The sequence below is a fragment of the Seonamhaeicola sp. MEBiC01930 genome (assembly GCF_045277075.1).
In the GTDB taxonomy this organism is placed as follows: domain Bacteria; phylum Bacteroidota; class Bacteroidia; order Flavobacteriales; family Flavobacteriaceae; genus Seonamhaeicola.
Genome location: NZ_CP104270.1, coordinates 1,146,368 through 1,166,667, shown reverse-complemented (window position 1 = coordinate 1,166,667; position 20,300 = coordinate 1,146,368). Strand labels below are relative to the sequence as shown.

Below are 20,300 nucleotides of genomic sequence, written 5' to 3'. Positions count from 1 at the left end.
AGAGCGAGTTAAGTTTTAAAAAACCTTAAAAATAATTAGTAGTAATTTACTAATTTAATGACGTGGAAGTTGCTTGTAAAACAGATGCTTTACTTGAGCTATCAATAGATGCTGTTAATGGCATTGGCATTGTAAATGAACCAAGTTCTAAACGTATTTCAGCAGGTTCTAAAGCATCAACTGTAATACTTAATTCTTTAGTTTCGTAACCCGGAAAATTACAAACTAAGGTATATTCACCAGCTTTTAAGTTTTCTAAAAGGAAAAGCCCAGAAACATCAGAAGAAACATTGGTAGAAGTGCCTTTTATAGAAACATTAGCAAAAGCAAGCGGCATGTTATTAGCATCTTTATCTAATACCTTTCCAACAATTAACCCCGTATCTTGGGCAAAAACACTTGCTGAAAAAAGAATGAAAAATATTGCTACTAAATGTTTCATTTAAATGGATTAAAATCTTGGTGCAAAGATTAGTTATTTTTTAGTGTTTAATGTTATGTAATTGTTAATGGTATTTCATTTTTAGGTTACCTTAATGTTAAGAGATTTTCCGTTTTATTTTTATTGAATTTAATTATCTTGCTTGTTCTTAAAATTATTGCATGAACTGGGAACAATTACTATCATTAAAACGCTTTGGAGATACCAATAAGCGCATAAGAAAAGAGCAAGACGAAACCAGATTAGGTTTTGAGGTAGATTATGATAGGGTTATCTTTTCATCAGAATTTAGAAGCCTTCAAGATAAGACACAGGTTATCCCTTTGTCTCAAACAGATTTTGTGCATACGCGTTTAACCCATAGTTTAGAGGTAAGTGTGGTAGGGCGGTCTTTAGGTAGAAAAGTAGGGCAGCGTCTTTTAAAAAAATATCCGCATTTAAAAGAAGTACATGGGTATCAAATTAATGATTTTGGTGCTATAGTAGCAGCCGCAGCTTTAGCACATGATATTGGAAATCCGCCCTTTGGGCACTCAGGTGAAAAAGCTATTGGCGAATTTTTTAAGACTGGAGATGGTTTAAAGTACAAAGACCAATTAACAGATAAACAATATCAAGACCTTTGTGATTTTGAAGGTAATGCTAATGGCTTTAAAATAATAACACAAAACAAGTTGCGCTTAAGTTATGCTACTTTAGGTGCTTTTATGAAATACCCAAAGGAATCATTACCTAAAAAACCAACCAACCATATTGCCGATAAAAAGTATGGCCTTTTTCAATCTGAAAAGGTGCTATTTGAAAATGTAGCCAAAGAATTAGGGCTTGTAAAACGCTCTGAGAATGATATAAGTTATGCGCGCCATCCGTTAGCATATTTAGTAGAAGCTGCAGATGATATTTGCTATACCATTATAGACTTTGAAGATGGTATAAATTTAGGTTTAATAGAAGAAGAGTTTGCCTTAGAGTATTTAATTAACTTGGTAAGAGATAGTATTAAATCAGATACATACTATGCCTTAAGTAATAAAGAAGAGCGTTTAAGTTACTTAAGGGCATTGGCTATAGGGGCACTTATAGATGAGGCTGCGGATATTTTTATGAACCATGAAGAAGCTATTTTAAGCGGCGATTTTAACTGTGCTTTATTTGATAAAAGTAAATACGAAGCTCAAATAAATGATATTATAAAAATTAGTGTAGAAAACATTTACCATTCTGAAGAGGTGGTAGATAAAGAAATAGCGGGCTACCAAATTATTAATAAATTATTGGGTGTTTATACTAATGCGGTAAATAACAGTTTTAACGGAAACGCTTCAAATTATGATGCGCTAATTTTAAATAGGTTACCCAAAACTATAGACTTTTCTAGTGATGATTTATATGAAAGGTTATTGGCCGTTTGTCATTATGTGTCTTTACTGTCTGATAGTAAAGCTATACTGAACTTTAAGACTATTGAGGGGGTTACTTTTTAATTGTCACTTCTAGTGATTCTGATTGAAAATTGGAATTCTATCGAGAAGTTGGGTGTTGCCTTTGTCCTGAACTGGATTCAGGACCAAAAGAGTGGCTTGGAGTCTACCTTGGGCCACGTTGAAGGAATATATCTTTTTATTGCGCCATTACGAAGGTGATTTTATTTTAAAGTTTTTAAATATTTTTTCCTTTTAAACTTATTATAGTCGTCAATTATAACTCCACTTGTTGTATGAAAAAATATAGAGTCAGAATTAACTTTTTTAATGATAGAGTCACCTACATTCAGTTTATCAAACAACTCTCTTTGTACAATTAATTGAGGTCCATTCTTTAAATAAATTTTATTTCCTTTTATGAGGTGTTCATCTTTTTTAGAGAATAATGTTGCTTTAAATTCAGTATTTTTAAAATCTAAGTAATCTTTTTTGATAAAATAAGTAGTGCTCAAAAACCAAATCAATAAACCGAATATCACTGCGAAAATTCCTAGCACTGAAATTCTTATTTGTTTATCGTTAATCTTTGTCATTTTCAAATTAGCTTCAACGCTTTTATATGAAATCGTTTCTATGTTTTATATCTACTGCTGAACGAAGTTAGCTGTTTTTAGCCTAAATAAAACCTCTAAATAAAATGCAAAATGATTATTTGGTGCTATTTATAACTTAATTAATCTCTCTGTTTTAGATATTGAAGTATTACTAAACGTATCTTTTACGTTAAAAACTAATAAATACACACCTGAGGAAAAATCTATTTTATTTGTGTAAGTGCCGTTGCTATAATGTTTGTTAACTAAGGTCTTTAATTTTTGTCCCTTCAAATCATATAATTCTATAGTAACCAACGTATTGATATTAAAGTTGAAATTAAATGTAATATCACTGTCTTTTACGGGGTTGGGATAAAAATTAATACCATTATCTAAATTCTTAATAGAATTAGAAACACTTAATGTAGGCATGAGGTAAGTTGGTCCAGTATTATCTTCATTCACATGGGGTTTCACAACTGAAGAAGCATTGTATTCTTCACAACCTACATCCTTATCCGTAATTATTGAAGGTCTAGCGTTTAATATAATATCTAGTAAAATGTTGTTATCATAGTTTAAGTCACTATAAATGGGTAAAGTTGGGAAGCCAGCAACACTGTTATCAATGGCAGGACTTGTAACAGTAATTTCATAATAACCTTGCCCGTTTGTAGCCAATAAAGGATCGGTCAAGGTAAAATTTGTGCTGTTAGCGCTACCTAAGGTACCGTTGGCAATATTTCCAATCCAAGTTTCAATTCCGGTCACATCTTCAAATAGTTCACTATCAGATGGGTATGCAAAAATATTGTTTGCTAGGGTAACATTTTCAGCTTCGTTAGTGCCATTTTCCATATCAATGGGGGCGCTATTTACAAAGGTGTTGTATGCAATTAATATATTGTTTAATCTATCTGTACTACCATTGTTTAGGTTTAAAGATCTATTGGTTAAGCCACTAAAATAATTATTGAAGATTAAGTGATCACTAGCTTCTTGAATTCTTATACCACCGTAGCCATTGGTGAAAAAATTGCCATAAACAATTCCGGCATCTCCATGTCTTAAAACTAATTCTGCATAGGGGTTATCATCAAACGTATTGTACCTGTAAACACATTGTCTGGCCTTATGAGAAATTATTTCACCATCACCATTACATTGTGTGAAATAGCAATATTCTACAATAGATTTACTTTCATACATGGCTGTAGAGCTAACACCAATTCTAATAGGTTCTACACCGGCATCTCCACCTGGGGTAGAGCCAGAAAAATTTTTAAATGAACAATATTGAATTTTGTGAAAACCTGCTTGAGAACTACTTACAAGTATTGATAATATGTTTTGATCTGGCGTATTTATTCTATTTTCAAAGTTGCAATAACTAACCGTAGTATACTGACTTTGGTCTTGTATGATTAAATATTTATAAGAGGTATATTGAGAAATGTTTACGTTGGTAAAAAATACATTACTACCGTAAATACGAACAACATGGCTAGTGCCAATATTACCACCAATGTATTGAAAACCACTAAATGTAATATTGTCTGCATCAATTTCAACTCGAGAGCTTCCGTTAAAAATAACTTCGCCAGCGGTTGCTGCTTTTACAGTAATACCAGCTTTAGTAATATCCATAAAAATGTTAGAATAGGTTCCTGAAGTCCATTCAATAATATCGCCACTTGAAGAAGCGGATAAGGCGTTGTTAAAACTTGATTGAGAGTTAACTATAAACGTATCAGCTGAACTACTAATACTTAATACTAGTGTGACTATTAATATGTAGAACTTTTTCATATATTTTCTTTTCAATTTTTACTAAGTTACCCCATCTTTTTATAAAGTAGAGTATTTTATAAAAGTTCTTCAATGAACTTATGTAGGCTATTTGCATCTAAACCAACCAATTGCTGCAACTCATCTATCTTACCATGTTCAATAAAATTATCTGGAACCCCTAAGGTTTTAATAGTGTTGTTATAATTGTTTTCTGAGGCAAATTCTAAAATGACACTTCCGAAACCACCTTTAACAGCACCGTCTTCAGCGGTTATAATGGTGCTGTAATTTTTAAAAATTTTGTGAAGTAAATTTTCATCTAAAGGTTTTACAAAACGCATGTCGTAATGCGATACTTCTAAATCAGTAATGGCTTCAGTAACATTTTTAGCAATACTACCTATGCTTAAAATTGCTAAACGTGCTCCTTTTTTAAGAGTAACGCCTTCACCAATAGTAATTTTTTCAAAGGCTTGTTTCCAATTTTTTATATTCCCTCTTCCTCTAGGGTATCTAATAGCAATAGGTTGGTTTAAGCCTAATTGAGCGGTGTACATAATATTGCGTAATTCAACCTCATTTCTAGGAGCAAAGATGATTAGATCTGGAATGCAACGTAAATAAGCTAAATCAAAAACACCGTGGTGCGTGGCGCCATCTTCACCTACTAAACCGGCACGGTCTAAGCAAAAAATAACTGGTAATTTTTGTAAAGCAACATCATGTATTACTTGGTCATAGGCGCGTTGTAAAAAAGTGGAATAAATATTACAAAAAGGTACTAAACCTTGAGTTGTCATACCAGCAGCTAAAGTAACAGCATGCTGTTCTGCAATACCAACATCAAAAGCACGATCTGGAATTTCTTCCATCATATATTTTAAAGAACTACCTGTAGGCATTGCAGGAGTAATTCCAACAATATTTTTATTTTTTTTAGCAAGTTCTACTATAGTTCTCCCAAAAACATCTTGATATTTAGTGAATTCTGAACTTTGTTTAATATGTAATTCGCCAGTTTTAGAATTGAATTTACCAGGGGCATGATATTTAACTTGGTTTTCCTCAGCTTGTTTTAAGCCTTTTCCTTTGGTGGTTATTATATGTAACAGCTTAGGGCCTTTAACAGCTTTTAATCTTTCAAGTTCAGAAATGATTTTATCAATATCATGACCGTCAATAGGGCCAGAATAATCTATATTAAGTGCTTCAATAATATTATTTCGCTTATTAGTGCCTTTTTTTACATTTGTTAAATACTGCTTAAGGGCACCAACACTTGGGTCTATACCAATGGCATTGTCATTTAAAATAACCAATAAGTTAGCATCTGAAACCCCGGCATGATTTAATCCTTCAAAGGCCATACCACTTGCAATAGAAGCATCACCAATAACAGCAATATGCTGTTTGTTTTCGCCTTTAAGCTTTGATGCTATAGCCATACCTAAGGCTGCAGAAATTGAAGTTGAAGAATGCCCTACGCCAAAAGCATCATAAATACTTTCGTCTCTTTTAGGAAACCCACTAATACCACCTAATTGCCTATTGGTGTCAAAAATATGTTTTCTACCCGTTAAAATTTTGTGTCCGTAAGCTTGATGCCCAACATCCCAAATTAATAGATCTTCGGGTGTGTTAAACACATAATGAAGTGCAATGGTTAATTCAACCACACCCAAACTAGCACCTAAATGACCTTCCTTTGTAGCTACAATATTGATGATAAACTCGCGTAGCTCTTGTGCCAGTTGAGGTAAATCATCAACCTTTAGATTACGTAAATTTTCAGGTGAATTTATATGTGTTAATAATTGGTTTTGCACAAGGCAAAAGTACAAGTTTTATTATTCTTCTGCTTGAAAAACAATAGGTAAACTATATAGCATTTTTATAGGCTTGCCTCTCTGTTTAGCTGGAATAAATTGTGGAAGCATATCAATTACTCTTATTGCCTCATTTTCCAAAGACGGATGAGGAGCTCTGGCTTTTATCTCAACAACTTGACCAGTGGTGTCAATTTTGAATTGTGTAAACACTTTTTGTTTTCCTTTTAGATCTAAACAAACTTTGGTGTTAAAATTTTTAGTTATAAATTCAGAAATGCGTTTCTGAAAATGGTCTTTTTTTTCTTGATTGGATAAGTTTTTTGGTGTGTTTTTAAATTCGGGAGGATTTTCGGCTATTATGAAACCTATGACTATATCACCTACAAGCTCATTTTCTGGTGCTGGACACCAACTTGGAGTTACAATTTCGGTATTTAAGGAATCCTTGTTGGGTTCAATATATTCTATGTCACCAACAGTTGTAATAAAAAGTTCTCCATCAATTGGAACCTCATTTATTGAGCTTATTTTAGAAGTAGAATTACATTCTTTTTTGGATAAGGAATCTATTTGTTCAAATTCAGGTAATCCCCCTAATACATCAATAATTTCTTTACTCTTTTCATCAATGATTTCTATACTATCAATTTTTTGTAGGTTACCATTTTGGTTTGTACAGTTCATTAAACTTGTTCCCATGGTAAAAAGCAGCGCAATTAAAAATATTTTATGAAATCCGAGTTGTTTTTCCAAAACTTGGGATGGAATTCTCAAATTAATGCTATCTAATTGAGTTTGTTTAAAGTGACCACATATTCGGTTTTCTTTATTCTGATGTATGAAATCTTGAATGTCTAAAGTGCTCATTTTTGTGAAATCGATAACTGTTTTTGCACAAGAATCACAATGGCGTCCTTTTTCCTTGGGTGTCATGGCATTCCAATTTTCATGACAAGGCTCGGGAATTTTAATAGAATAGTGTTTTTTCATGATGGAAGTGATTAATGTTTTTTCATCAAACTTCTTGCCGAATTACCTTTACAATTTTTTGAAATTGTATTTTTGCTATTATGATAGAACCTTTTGATGATACCTATTTTATGCGAAAAGCTATTCAGGAGGCTGAAACTGCTTTTGAAAAAGGTGAAATTCCTGTTGGGGCTGTTATTGTAATAGATGATAAGATTATTGCAAGAGGGCATAACCTTACCGAAACCTTAAACGATGTTACTGCTCATGCAGAGATGCAGGCTATAACGGCGGCGGCTAATTTTCTAGGAGGTAAATATCTTCAAAAATGTACCTTGTATGTGACTTTAGAGCCTTGCCAAATGTGTGCGGGAGCTTTGTATTGGAGCCAGATTTCAAAAATTGTATACGGGTCAAGAGATATAGAGCGTGGTTGTATTAATTTAAAGACTAAACTTCATCCGAAAACTAAAATTGAAGGCGGTATTCTAGCGGAGGAATCAAGTGAGTTAATAAAACGTTTTTTTGTTTCTAAACGTAATTTGAATTAGCGTCTGTTATCCTCTTGAGATTCTCTCATTTTATCAAGATTCTCCTTAGTTAACATATAGTCTTTAAGGTTTTTGTCTTTCCATCTGTAGTATGAAAAAAGTGGAAATACAATAACAAATAACCCTACTACCCCAAACCCGATAAGTTTTTGTGAGTTTTCCGTATTGGTGGTAAAACCCGCAATAATTAAGCCTGCTGAGGCTAAAAAAAATATAAGAATTAGATACTTCATTTTTAATGTGTAACATTAATTAATTGACGACGGTAGGCTGTAAGCAGTTTAGATTTTGAAATATAACCATAATATTTTCCGTTTTTAATTACAGGTAAATTCCAAGCACCACTGGTTTTAAATTTCATCATAATGTCATTCATGGTATCAGATTCATATTTAATAATACCAGCATCAGCATGCATTAAACTCCCTGCGGTTACTTTATCATAAAGTTCTGTATTAAACATCATATGTCTCATGTCATCTAATCTAATTACTCCTAAAAATTCATGATTTTCATTTACAACGGGGAAATGATTTCTAGATGATTTAGCCACAGCATTTTTTAAAATTGCACCTAAGGTCATATCTGGTGTAAGAATTACAAAGTTAGTTTCAATAACCTTGTCAATCTCTAACATCATTAATACGTTTTGATCTTTATTATGAGTTATTAATTCACCGCGTTTAGCAAGTTTTAAGGTATATATTGAATGCGAAATATAGTATTTAGTGATAGCAAATGAAATAGCAGAAACCAATATTAAAGGCACAAATAATTCATAACCACCGGTTATTTCAGCAATTAGGAATATTGCTGTTAAAGGGGCATGTAGTACTCCCGCCATTAGCCCCGTCATTCCAATTAAGGTAAAGTTAGATTCAGAAACACTAAATCCAAACCCAATGTTATTAATAATTTTAGCAAAAGCATTTCCTAAGGCGCTCCCCATTATTAAAGTAGGGATAAAAACGCCACCAACTCCACCAGCTCCAAAGGTGGTTGTCATAGCAATAGCCTTAAAAATAGTTATGCCAATAAGAAGACCAATAACTATCCAGATATTTTCTAAATTAAAGTTAAATGGTGTGTTTCCTATTGCGGCTATATGGTCTCCTTTCAGCAAGTTATTCATAATGCCATATCCTTCACCATATAGTGGAGGAATTAAATACAGCATAGTGCCAATGGCTAACCCACCTATTAAAAGCCGTTTTGCCCTACTCTCAAAAGATTTGAAGAAATTGGTGATTCCAAAAAATACTTTGGAAAAGTAAACAGACATTAAGCCAGTTACAACTCCTAAAACTATATAAAATAAGATGTCATTGATTTCAAATTTGTCTATTAATTCAAAACGAAGTAAAACATCTGTCCCCAAGAAAAAATAAGAAGTTACAACAGCTGAAACCGATGCTAGTAAAAGAGGAACTAAGGAGGCAAATGCTATATCTAAACTAAAAATTTCTATGGCAAATACAATGGCTGCAATAGGCGCTTTAAACATAGACGCCATAGCACCTGCCGAAGCACAAGCCACTAAAAGCAAACGTGTTTTGGTATTCATATGGAATAACCTAGCGGTATTAGAACCCAGGGCTGCACCAACACTTACTGCTGGACCTTGTAGCCCAACCGAACCACCAAAACCAGCGGTTAGCGGTGCAGTGATTAAACCAGCATAAATATTATATCTGGGTATAATACCATTAAGCTTTGAAATGGCATGCAATGTGGTAGAAATACCGTGGCCAATATGTTTTTTTAACCAAGTTTGCTTAATAACATAGACTAGCAAGAGTCCAATTATAGGTAGTACAAAATATAAAGTGCTTTGGTAATCTTTAAAAATATAGAGGTTAAAAAAATGACTAATATAATAGGTGAGATTTTTTAGTACCACTGTTCCAATTCCGGCTAAAAAACCAACCAAAACACTAAGGATATATATAAATTGGCGTTCTGAAATATGTTTGTATTTCCAGATAAGAAATTTGCGTAATAGACTTTTAGCGTTGAAAGGCATTTTTAAAATTAACAAAAAAATCCCGCAAGTAGCAGGATTTATTTAATTATGATATTGTATTAAGTTTTAAGCTTAACTCTTCTAATTGTTCGTCATCAATTGGTGCAGGTGCATCAATCATCACATCCCGTCCTGAATTATTTTTTGGGAATGCAATAAAGTCTCTAATAGTTTCTTGTCCGCCCAAAATTGCTACCAATCTATCTAGTCCAAAAGCTAAACCGCCATGTGGAGGTGCACCGTATTGGAATGCATCCATTAAGAACCCAAATTGTGCTCTAGCTTCCTCTTCTGTAAATCCTAAATAATCAAACATTAAAGATTGTGTTTCCTTATCATGAATTCTTATAGACCCACCACCAATTTCATTACCGTTTAAAACCAAATCATAGGCATTGGCTTTAACAGCTCCAGGGTCTGTTTTTAATAATTCTATTTGTCCTGGTTTTGGTGATGTAAACGGATGGTGCATGGCGTGGTAACGTTCCGTTTCTTCGTCCCATTCTAATAAAGGAAAATCCATAACCCATAGAGGTGCAAATTCATCTGGTTTGCGTAAGCCTAAACGTTCTGCTAATTCCATACGTAAGGCACTTAATTGCGTTCTAACTTTATTAGTATCTCCCGAAAGCACACAAATTAAATCACCAGCTTTAGCTCCTGTAACTTCCGCCCACTTTGCTAAATCATCTTGATTATAGAATTTATCTACTGAAGATTTATAACTTCCATCATCATTACATCTACAATATACCATCCCTAAAGCACCAACCTGCGGACGCTTTACCCAAGAAATTAATTTGTCTATCTCTTTTCTAGTGTAACTATTTCCTCCTGGTACCGCAATTCCAACTACCAATTCGGCGTTGTTAAATACATTAAAATCTTTATGTTGAGCTACAGCATTAAGCTCACCAAACTCCATTCCAAAACGAATATCTGGTTTATCATTTCCGTATAAACGTATGGCATCATCATAAAGCATTCTAGGGAATTTGTCAACTTCAACCCCGTTTACCTCTTTAATTAAATGACGTGTTAAACCTTCAAAAGCATTTAAAATATCTTCTTGCTCTATAAATGCCATTTCACAATCTATTTGTGTAAACTCTGGTTGTCTATCGGCACGTAAGTCTTCGTCTCTAAAACATTTTACAATCTGGAAATATTTGTCCATGCCACCAACCATAAGCAATTGCTTAAAGGTTTGAGGAGATTGAGGAAGTGCATAAAACTGCCCTTCATTCATTCTACTTGGCACAACAAAATCTCTAGCACCTTCTGGTGTAGATTTTATTAAATAAGGTGTTTCAACCTCAATAAAGCCATCTTTTGATAAATAATTACGAACCTCCTGTGTAACTTTATGTCTAAAAATTAAGCTGTTTTTAACCGGATTACGACGAATATCTAAATAACGATATTTCATACGTAAATCTTCACCACCATCCGTATTGTCTTCAATAGTAAAAGGTGGTGTTATAGCCTCATTTAAAATGGTTAATTCTGTAACTAACACTTCTATGTCTCCTGTTGGAATATTTGGATTTTTAGAAGCACGTTCTACAACAGTTCCTTTAGCTTGAATAACAAATTCTCTTCCTAAATTTTGAGCTTGCTCAATTAATGTTTTGGTGCTACGTTCTTCATCAAATACTAATTGAGTTATACCATAACGATCACGCAAATCTACCCAAACAATAAATCCTTTATCTCTAGATTTTTGTACCCAACCAGCAAGGGTAACTTCTGTATTAATACTTGAGGCTCTTAATTCGCCACAATTATGACTTCTGTACATAGTGAAATTTTGATGTGCAAATTTACAGAATTAGTATATAGTTTAGCCATATTTACAATGCTTTTTTAAGTGTTTAAAAGGTTATTCAGTGAAGCATGATTGTTACTAGTCGAAAAATATTTTGAAAAGGATAAAAAAAAGTAATTTTATTAGAAATAAAATTCATCATGAAAATAAATTCTAAAGACAAAATTCACATTCTTTTCTTTCTTCTTCTTAGTCTTTGCTTAAATGCACAACAAAAAACAGGCAATATTGTTGAGTATTTTGGAAAAGAAAAGGTAAATGATATTAAAGAAGGAAAGCTGTTGCATGTTTTTGATTCAGGTTTATCACTTAAACTTCAAAATGTTGGACATAACTCGATAACCTTTCCTAAAGATCCTGTTTTTAGCAAGTTTTTAATGAACCCAGAATATAGGGCGTTAAAAGATAAGGTGTTCGATATTGATTTTAAAGGTGATGAATTAAAGTGGAAAGCTATAAAAGTAGATTCTACAAATTCTTTTAGAGATAGAAGTTTAAGATCAAGTTATGTGTATCTAACATATAAATCTAATACAGAAAAAACAGTTCTTTTTGAAGCTTCAGGACATACTATAGCTTTAATAAATGGCTATCCTCATGAAGGTGATTATTATGATTACGGATGGAGCTTAATTCCTATCACGCTAAAAAAAGGGACTAACGTTTTTGTTTTAAAAGTAGGGCGCTTTCCTAGGATAAGAGCAAGATTGATAGAACCAAAAGCTAAAGTGCAAATAACAACCAGAGATTTAACCTTACCTGATGTTTTAATTGAAGAACCTACAGATTATTTAGCTGCGGTTAGAGTTATAAATGCTACTGAAAACTGGGTAAAAAATTATAAGATTATTTCTGAAATTGATGGTAAATCAAAAGAAAAACTAGTTCAAGATTTGCCGCCAATGAGTGTGCAAAAGGTAGCTTATAATATTGCTCCAGTAACAGATACTTCTAAGTTAGGAAGGATTGAAATGAAATTAAATCTCTCAAATGGAAAACAAATTGTTGATACCAAAACAACAACGAATATTAGGGTAAAATCTAAATATAAAAAATACAAACGCACGTTTATAAGTGATATTGATGGTAGTGTGCAATACTTTAGTATAGCGCCCACAACAAACAAAACAGAAGATGCTCAAGCTATGTTTTTATCTGTACATGGAGCTTCTGTTAAAGCCGAAAATCAAGCCAATGCTTATAAACAAAAAGACTGGGGAAATGTTATTGCACCAACCAACCGTCGCCCTTTTGGTTTTGCTTGGGAAGATTGGGGGCGTTTAGATGCTTTGGAAGTTTTGGCTGAAGCAAAACGAATTTACAAACCAGACGAAAAACGAATTTATTTAACTGGTCATTCCATGGGAGGTCATGGTACTTGGTATTTAGGTGCCACTTACCCAGATTATTTTGCAGCATTAGGTCCATGTGCAGGCTATCCAGATTTGTTACTTTATAGAGATCGTTCATTAAATAGACTATCACAAATGTCTGAAGAACGCATGAAACGTTTTGGAATAACACCAAAGGTTTTAGAACGGATGCAGATTAAGCATGTGCCATCTTCAGTTGAAAATATGATTGCTAGGGCAGGAACACCCAGTAGAACCCTTGGTTTAATTCGCAATTATTTGCATCATGGTATTTATGTGTATCATGGTGAGAAAGATAATGTTGTGCCAACAGCTATTGCTAGAGATATGAGAGAACGTTTAGGGAAGTTTCACAATGATTTTACTTATTATGAATATCCTGATGGCACACATTGGTATGGGGACCATAGTATGGATTGGGAACCCATTTTTGATTTATTTAAAAACCGAACTATTAAAAATGACGAAGATATTGATGAGCTAGAATTTTATACTGGTTCTCCAGGAGTATCATCTAAGTCGCATTTTATTAAAATTCATCAACAGGAGAAAGCATTTAAGGTGAGTTCATTTAAATTCTTAAAAGACAAACAGTATATTATAACAACAGACAATGTAGCATTATTAGAGGTTGATTTTAATAAAATAAATGATACCATAAACAGTTTGGTTTTAGATGGAAAACCTTTATCTGTAGATAGTGAGTCAATAATATTTTTTAAGAAGGAAAAAGGAGAGTGGAATATAACAACTAAGTCAGATTCTAAAGAAAAAGGACCACATAGAAATGGAGGATTTAAAGATGCTTTTAGGAATAATGTAGTTTTAGTTTATGCTACAAATGGTACAGAAGAGGAAAATAAATGGTATTACAAAAGAGCACTTTTTGATGCCGAAAAATTTTGGTATAGAGCTAATGGGAATATTGAAATGATTAGTGATAGAGACTTTTCATTAAAAAAATATGCAGATAGAAATGTGGTGTTATATGGTAATGAAGATAATAATGCAGCTTGGAATAAAGTTTTAAAAGAAAGTCCTATTCAGGTAAATAATAGCAAAATTAATTTTGGAGGTAAAATCTTAACTGGGAACAATTGGGGTATGTATTTTGTTGTGCCTAGGCAAGATTCTGATTTAGCAAGTGTAGGAGTTGTTACCGCTACTGGTGAAGAAGGCATGAAAGCTGCATATGCTAATCATTATTTGGTTAACGGAAGTACCTTCCCTGATGTGATATTGTTTGATGATTCTGTTTTAGTTGACGGTGTTTCTAAAGTTAAATGTGCCGGTTTCTTTGGAAATGATTGGAGTATTGAACATGGCGATTTTGAGTGGAAATAATGTAAATAAGAATGACTTACAAATAAAAACCTCAGTCTTTTTAAGACTGAGGTTTTTTCTGTTTATATGAGAAGTAAATTAAGATTACTCTATACGTTTATCCATATTGAATACTTCTTGTGGAATAGCTTTTTTATTATAATTAGCTACTCTATTACCATATAACCACATTTTAAACTTAGTAACTAAATAAAATAAAATAGGTACTACAATTAATGTTAAGAAGGTAGCAATGAAAAGCCCATATATAACTGTCCAAGCTAGGGGCCCCCAGAAAATTACATTATCACCACCTACATATATATGTGGGTTAAATTCACTAAACAAGGTAAAGAAATTAATGTTTAATCCAGTAGCTAACGGTATTAAACCTAATATAGTGGTTATAGCTGTTAAAAGTACAGGACGTAAACGAGCTTTACCTCCTTTTACAATTGCTTCTAAAAGTTCGTTGTTTTGTACGTAAGCATCTTCGTCTAGGTTCAATTCAACCTTTTTTCTATCAATTAAAAGTTGGGTATAATCTAAGAGTACCACGCCATTATTTACCACAATACCTGCTAACGATATAATTCCCATCATAGTCATCATGATAACAAAGGCGCTTCCTGTAGCTACAATACCTCCAAACACGCCTATTAAACTTAAGAAAATTGCAATCATAATGATTCCTGGTTTAGAAACCGAATTGAACTGGAATATTAAGATGAAGAAAATTAAGCCTAAGCCTGTAAAGAAAGCGCCCATTAAGAATGCCATTTGTTTGTTTTGCTCTTCTATTTCTCCAGTATAATCTATTTTCACACCATCTGGTTTTTCATTGAAATTTTGCATTTCTTCTTGGATTTTAGAGACTATAACCGCAGCATTTCCGCCTGGAGCTAATGCGGAATATAATGTAACAACACGTTTAGTATCACGGTGTTTGATTGCGCTAAAACCAGAGTTGTTGTTTTGTTTAGACACTGTAGATACAGGAATTTCTTTTATTTGGCCAGAAGCCATATCTCTAAATGTTATTTTTTGGTTGAAAATAGCACTCGTATTATATCTGTTTTCTTCATTAAAGCGTACATAAATATCATAATCTTCTCCGTCTTCTTTATAAACACCTGCTTTTACTCCAAAAATAGAATTACGTAATTGTTGACCAACTTGTCCTGCACTAACACCAAGTTCACCAGCTTTTTTTCTATCTACAGACACTAACATTGAAGGTTTAGATTTATTGACATCTATTTTTAACTCATCAATACCTTGAATGTTTTTAGAATTGATAAAGTCACGCATTTTCTCTGCTGTAGTAATGAGTTCAGAATAATTCTCTCCTTTTAATTCTAAGTTAATTGGATAACCCGCAGGTGGACCAACCGCATCTTTTTCAACAGAAATAGCTACACCTGGATAAATACCTTTTAAGCTTTCTTGCACTTTTTCAAGCAGGACATTACTATCGGCACCATCTCTAAATTTGTATTCGCGCATAGTAGCAGTAATCTTTCCTCTATGTGGCATTTCAGCTTGTGAACCACCATCGGTTTGGGGGTTTCCTGCACCTTCACCAACTTGAGAAACTGCACTTTCAGTTAAGAAATTAAAGTCTCCGTGCATATAAGCTTCTTCATTAAGAATTTTATATACGCGCTCTTCAATATCTTTAGTAATCGTATTGGTTTTTTTAATATCGGTACCTTCAGGATATTCTATGTAAACAATGATTTGGTTGGGTGTATTATTCGGAAAGAATTCAACTTTTGTTCTTTGAGTTGCTACTGAGCCAATAAAACCTACTATAGCTAGAATGAGAAAAAAGAAAGTACCTATGGCAATAACAGCAGGTTTTCTTCCGCTTAAAGCACTTCTTAATGCTTTTTCATAAAAACGTTCCCATTTTGGTAAGATTCTATTTTGAAATCCGTTTGCCCAATTTCTTAGGAATAAACGATAAGCCCATAACAAGATGATAGTAACAACCATTAGTGTTCCTAAGGCTCTGTTTTCACCTCCTAAAATCATAATTAATGCACCAATACCACCAACAATAGCAGAAATTTTGATGATGTTTTTAAGAGGCATTTCTTTATCTTCAGTAGTCATAAATTGAGACACTAAAACTGAATTGAAAAAGATAGCCACAAACAGAGATGAACCCAAAACGACTGATAAAGTTATTGGGAAATAAATCATGAATTGCCCCATAACTCCTGGCCATAAACCTAATGGAATAAAAGCAGCAACTGTTGTAGCTGTAGAAATTATTATTGGGAAAGCAATTTCACCAATACCTTTTTTAGCAGCTTCAATACGGCTCATGCCTTCTTCACTCATTAAACGGTAAACATTTTCAACTACTACAATACCGTTATCAACCAACATTCCAAGTCCCATAATAAGACCAAATAGAATCATGGTATTCATGGTGTAACCTAGCATATTTAATATCATTAAAGACATAAACATTGACATGGGGATAGCAAACCCTACAAAAAGTGCGTTTTTAAAACCCAAGAAGAACATTAAAACGGTAACTACTAATATAATACCGAATATGATGTTGTTTACTAAATCATCAACTTGTCCGATAGTTTTTGAAGATTGATCGTTGGTAATTGTTACTGTTAAATCTGGAGGAAATACGTTTTCAATAGCATCATCCACAATTACTTGAATTTGTTCTGCTGCAGCCACCATATTTTTCCCAGCACGTTTTTTAACATCAAGCATTACTACAGGATGCCCAAATTCTCTAGCGTAGGTGGTTTTATCTTCATCTTTAAATGTTATTTTTGCAACATCGCTAAGATATATTGGGTTTTTATTTTCCGCCTTTACGACGAAGCTTTCAAGTTCGCTTGGGTTTTCAATTTCACCAATAATTCTTATAGTACGTCGTTGTCCACTTGCAATTAAATTACCTGCAGATTGAGTGACATTGCCATTTTTAATTGCATCGGTAATTTCTTTAAAACTAACCTGTGCTGCCATCATTTTATAGATGTCAACAGCAACTTCAACTTCTTTATCTTGTGCGCCACGAATATCTACCTGCTTTATTTCTTGTAAGCTTTCAATTTCATCCTCTAAATACTCCCCAAATTCTTTTAGTTTATCAACGGGGTAATCTCCAGAGATATTGATATTGAGGATTGGAATTTCCTCAGACATACTTAAATCGAAAATATTTGGCTCTACCTTAGCACCATTAAATGTTGGCCAATCCTCACTTGAAGTTTCTGAGTCTACTTCATCTTTTACTTTTTGTTTTGCAGCTTCAACCGTTATGTCTTCATCAAATTCAACTATTACAATTGAGTAATCTTCCTGGGATGTTGAGGTAATTTCAACAACATTACTTACAGTTTTAAGTTTGTCTTCAATCGGGTCTGTAATTAACTTTTCTATATCCTCTGCTGTGTTTCCAGGATAAACAGAGCTGATGTATATTTTGGTTTCTTTAATTTCAGGGAAGTTTTCTCTAGGCATACTGAAATATGCACCAGCACCCAGAAAAAGAATCAAAGCAATTAATACATACATGGTTGTTTTATTATTAATTGCCCATGATGACAAACCAAACTCTTTGTCAATTTTCTTTTTATTTTTATTTTTTGTCATTAGTTTTCAGAATTTGGTTTATTACTCTTCAATAGAAAGAACTTTTACATCTTGTCCATCATTAACGCTACGTGCACCTTCTTGAATGATTTCATTGCCATTTTGTAAACCCGAAAGTACTTCAATAAAATCGCCCTGAGTTTTACCCGTTTCAATAAATACGCGTTTAGATTTTGCCTTATTTTCTACTTTATCCGTGATTGTATAAACATATTGTTGTCCCTCTGCATTTTCAGAAATTATACTTTGAGGAATTAATATGGCTTTCTCATTGGTGTAATCATTAATCTTAAGTTTGGCAGTTAAATTTGGTTTTATAGATTGATCATTATTAGATAAAGCAACTTCAACTTTAAAAGTTCTATTTGCTGGATTTATAAAGTTACCTGCTTGACGTACTTTAGCATCCATAGTTTTCCCTAATATTGGGAAATCTACTTTAACGTCTTTACCAGGAATGATATTAGAAACGTAACGTTCAGGAACATCAGTTTCTATATACATTTCATTTAGGTTTACAATTCTAAATAATTGTGATTGACCCGGTGCTACATTACTACCTTGTTCTGTAATTACATCATCTATAGTTCCAGAAAAAGGTGCGCGAACAACACTTTTTGCTAATTGTTGCTCTAATTGACTAACAGCTTGTTGTTGTGCTTCATAATTTGATTTTGTTTGTAAAAATTGAATTTCGCTGCCAATTTTTTGATCCCATAAACGTTCCTGACGTTCAAAGGTAGTTTTAGCCAAATTTGCCTGAATTTTTAATTGAGCCAATTGCTGGTTTAGTCCGCCGTCATCTATTTTTGCTAAAACGTGCCCTTTTTTAACTTTTTGGCCTTCCTTGACAAAAACTTGTTTTAAAACACCACCATACTCTGCCATTATAACAACATTTTGTTTGGTACTAACATTTCCTTGTAACTCAACAAAATGATTAAACTTGTCTTCTTTCACAGCAAAAGTTGTAATTAATGGAATTTTCTCTTGAGGGTCTAATTCTTTAATTTTGGCCTCAAGTTGTTTAAGTTGAGATGAAATATTTTGGGCCGTAGCATCCAATTCAGATTTTTTTTGTCTTATAGATTCTAAATCATTTGTAGCTATAATATCTTCAACTGATTTTGATTTTTCACCGCCACATGAAGTTAGAATAAAGGCGCTTATTAATGTTAGATATATATATTTCATGTTGGTTTTATTTAATGTTTAATAAGTTTTTAAGAGCTGCTTTTTTGTTAATTACATCTATAATAGCTTGTAGATATTCTTGTTGACTACTGTATAATTGTGTTTGCGCTTGTCTTAATTCAAAACTGCTAGCAATTCCTTCTTTGTATTTTATGGTGTTTTTATTTTCAATTTTTTCTGCTAAGGCAAGATTCTTTTGTTTATTGCCATAAGTGTCAATTGCTAATTGGTATTCGTTTTTAGCATTTTTAAATTCGATAGACAATTGGTGTTCTGTATCAATTAGATTATTTTTTGCTTTATCCCATTCAATCTTTGCTCTTTGTCTTTTAGCTTTTCCTCCAAATGAGCTAAAAATGGGAAAGGTTATATTTAAGCCTGTTGCCGTTGAGAAAAACCAAGGTTGTTCCGGTTTTGAAAATGTGGAAAATGATTCTGAAATGCCCAAGTAGCTAGAATTTACAAAAGCATTTATTTTTGGAAGTTGGTCTGATTTTTCTAATTTATATTCTAACCGTTTACTTTCCGCATCATTAGCTGCAATTTTATAATCAATGTTTTTGTTTACTTGGTGTGTGTCACTAATTAAATTCAATGAAATGTTTTCAATTACCAGAGATTCTAAAACATCTGTAAGTTCTATTGTTTCATTTTGCCCAATACCTAATAGAATCTTCAAATAGCCTTTAGAAATATCAGAAAGTGTTTCTAAACTCCTTAGGTTGTTTTGTAAACTAGAAAGGGTTAATTGTAGTTGTTCAACGTCTTCTTCCTCAGTTAAACCATTTTCAAAAACCTTTTTGGTTTCTTCTAAGTTATCAGATAATACCTTAATATTATTTTTGGTTATTTCAATACTCTCTTTAGTTAATAAGGCATTATTATAAGCACTTACTACGTTAGTTTCTATGGTATTAATCGTTTTGTCTTTGGCGTTTTGAGAAATTTCTAGAAATACTTTATTAGATTGCAATCCAACAATATATCCGCCATCAAAAATTAATTGATTGAGCCTAACACTAGGTGTTAATTGATGCTTTGGAAAAAAGAATGAAAAAGGATCATCTGGTTCCGGTTCAATTGGTCTAACAACGTTAAAAGTATAATCAACATTACCACTTATTTGTGGTAAACCCCTAGCGGTAGTTTCCCATACCTGTTGTTTAGCAGCAAGAATACTTAAATCTGCATTTTTTATATTTCTATTGTTTTCTAGGGCGTACACAATGGCTTCTTGCAAAGAAAAACTGTGTTTAACTTCTTGTGAAAAAAGAGTAAGGCTACATAGAAAACTAAAAAATAATATTAGTCTGTTTTTCAT

At 32.9% G+C, this 20,300-nt stretch carries 14 protein-coding genes; 3 read left to right on the top strand and 11 right to left on the bottom strand.

What is annotated here, in order from left to right; genetic code table 11:
• Positions 1–49: 49 nt before the first annotated feature.
• A complete protein-coding gene (locus N1F78_RS05060) occupies positions 50–442 on the bottom strand; it encodes a carboxypeptidase-like regulatory domain-containing protein (RefSeq protein ID WP_406685098.1) in 393 nt (130 codons plus the stop codon).
• Between the two features lie 161 nt (positions 443–603).
• Here N1F78_RS05060 and dgt point away from each other — a divergent pair, with 161 nt between their 5' ends.
• Positions 604–1,926 carry a dGTP triphosphohydrolase gene (gene dgt / locus N1F78_RS05055; protein ID WP_406685097.1) on the top strand — a complete coding sequence of 441 codons (1,323 nt, stop codon included), beginning with the start codon at positions 604–606 and terminating at the stop codon, positions 1,924–1,926.
• A gap of 161 nt (positions 1,927–2,087) precedes the next feature.
• Here dgt and N1F78_RS05050 read toward each other — a convergent pair whose 3' ends face one another.
• From N1F78_RS05050 to N1F78_RS05035, 4 genes are all read right to left on the bottom strand, one after another.
• On the bottom strand, positions 2,088–2,459 hold the full coding sequence (locus N1F78_RS05050; protein WP_406685096.1) for a hypothetical protein: 372 nt from the start codon (positions 2,457–2,459) through the stop codon (positions 2,088–2,090).
• A 129-nt stretch (positions 2,460–2,588) separates the two neighbouring features.
• Positions 2,589–4,271: a chondroitinase-B domain-containing protein gene (locus N1F78_RS05045; RefSeq protein WP_406685095.1), complete on the bottom strand. Its 1,683-nt coding sequence runs from the start codon at positions 4,269–4,271 to the stop codon at positions 2,589–2,591.
• A gap of 56 nt (positions 4,272–4,327) precedes the next feature.
• Positions 4,328–6,079, bottom strand: coding sequence for a 1-deoxy-D-xylulose-5-phosphate synthase (gene dxs / locus N1F78_RS05040; protein WP_406685094.1), 1,752 nt, complete (start codon positions 6,077–6,079; stop codon positions 4,328–4,330).
• A gap of 21 nt (positions 6,080–6,100) precedes the next feature.
• Positions 6,101–7,072, bottom strand: coding sequence for an energy transducer TonB (locus N1F78_RS05035; RefSeq protein WP_406685093.1), 972 nt, complete (start codon positions 7,070–7,072; stop codon positions 6,101–6,103).
• 80 nt (positions 7,073–7,152) lie between these two features.
• Between N1F78_RS05035 and N1F78_RS05030 the strand changes: the two genes are divergently transcribed.
• Positions 7,153–7,602 carry a nucleoside deaminase gene (locus tag N1F78_RS05030; RefSeq protein WP_406685092.1) on the top strand — a complete coding sequence of 150 codons (450 nt, stop codon included), beginning with the start codon at positions 7,153–7,155 and terminating at the stop codon, positions 7,600–7,602.
• Here the strand turns inward: N1F78_RS05030 and N1F78_RS05025 are convergent.
• Genes N1F78_RS05025 through aspS form a run of 3 tightly spaced genes read right to left on the bottom strand, consistent with a single transcriptional unit; the run spans position 7,599 to position 11,426 of the window.
• A complete protein-coding gene (locus N1F78_RS05025; protein ID WP_406685091.1) occupies positions 7,599–7,835 on the bottom strand; it encodes a hypothetical protein in 237 nt (78 codons plus the stop codon). The genes N1F78_RS05030 and N1F78_RS05025 overlap by 4 nt on opposite strands.
• 2 nt (positions 7,836–7,837) lie before the next feature.
• Entirely contained in the window at positions 7,838–9,625 is a 1,788-nt protein-coding gene (locus N1F78_RS05020) for a chloride channel protein (RefSeq protein WP_406685090.1), read from the bottom strand.
• Positions 9,626–9,671: 46 nt separating this feature from the next.
• Positions 9,672–11,426, bottom strand: a complete 1,755-nt coding sequence (aspS, locus tag N1F78_RS05015; RefSeq protein ID WP_406685089.1) for an aspartate--tRNA ligase — start codon at positions 11,424–11,426, stop codon at positions 9,672–9,674.
• 167 nt (positions 11,427–11,593) lie between these two features.
• Here aspS and N1F78_RS05010 point away from each other — a divergent pair, with 167 nt between their 5' ends.
• A complete protein-coding gene (locus tag N1F78_RS05010; protein WP_406685088.1) occupies positions 11,594–14,170 on the top strand; it encodes a prolyl oligopeptidase family serine peptidase in 2,577 nt (858 codons plus the stop codon).
• Positions 14,171–14,254: 84 nt separating this feature from the next.
• On the opposite strand, the gene N1F78_RS05005 is transcribed toward N1F78_RS05010, so the two are convergent.
• From N1F78_RS05005 to N1F78_RS04995, 3 genes are read right to left on the bottom strand one after another with little or no spacing between them, the layout of a single operon-like run.
• Positions 14,255–17,785: an efflux RND transporter permease subunit gene (locus N1F78_RS05005; RefSeq protein WP_406685087.1), complete on the bottom strand. Its 3,531-nt coding sequence runs from the start codon at positions 17,783–17,785 to the stop codon at positions 14,255–14,257.
• Between the two features lie 21 nt (positions 17,786–17,806).
• Positions 17,807–18,979: an efflux RND transporter periplasmic adaptor subunit gene (locus tag N1F78_RS05000; protein ID WP_406685086.1), complete on the bottom strand. Its 1,173-nt coding sequence runs from the start codon at positions 18,977–18,979 to the stop codon at positions 17,807–17,809.
• A gap of 7 nt (positions 18,980–18,986) precedes the next feature.
• Positions 18,987–20,300 (bottom strand): TolC family protein, encoded by a 1,314-nt coding sequence (locus N1F78_RS04995; RefSeq protein ID WP_406685085.1) that lies wholly within the window; start codon positions 20,298–20,300, stop codon positions 18,987–18,989.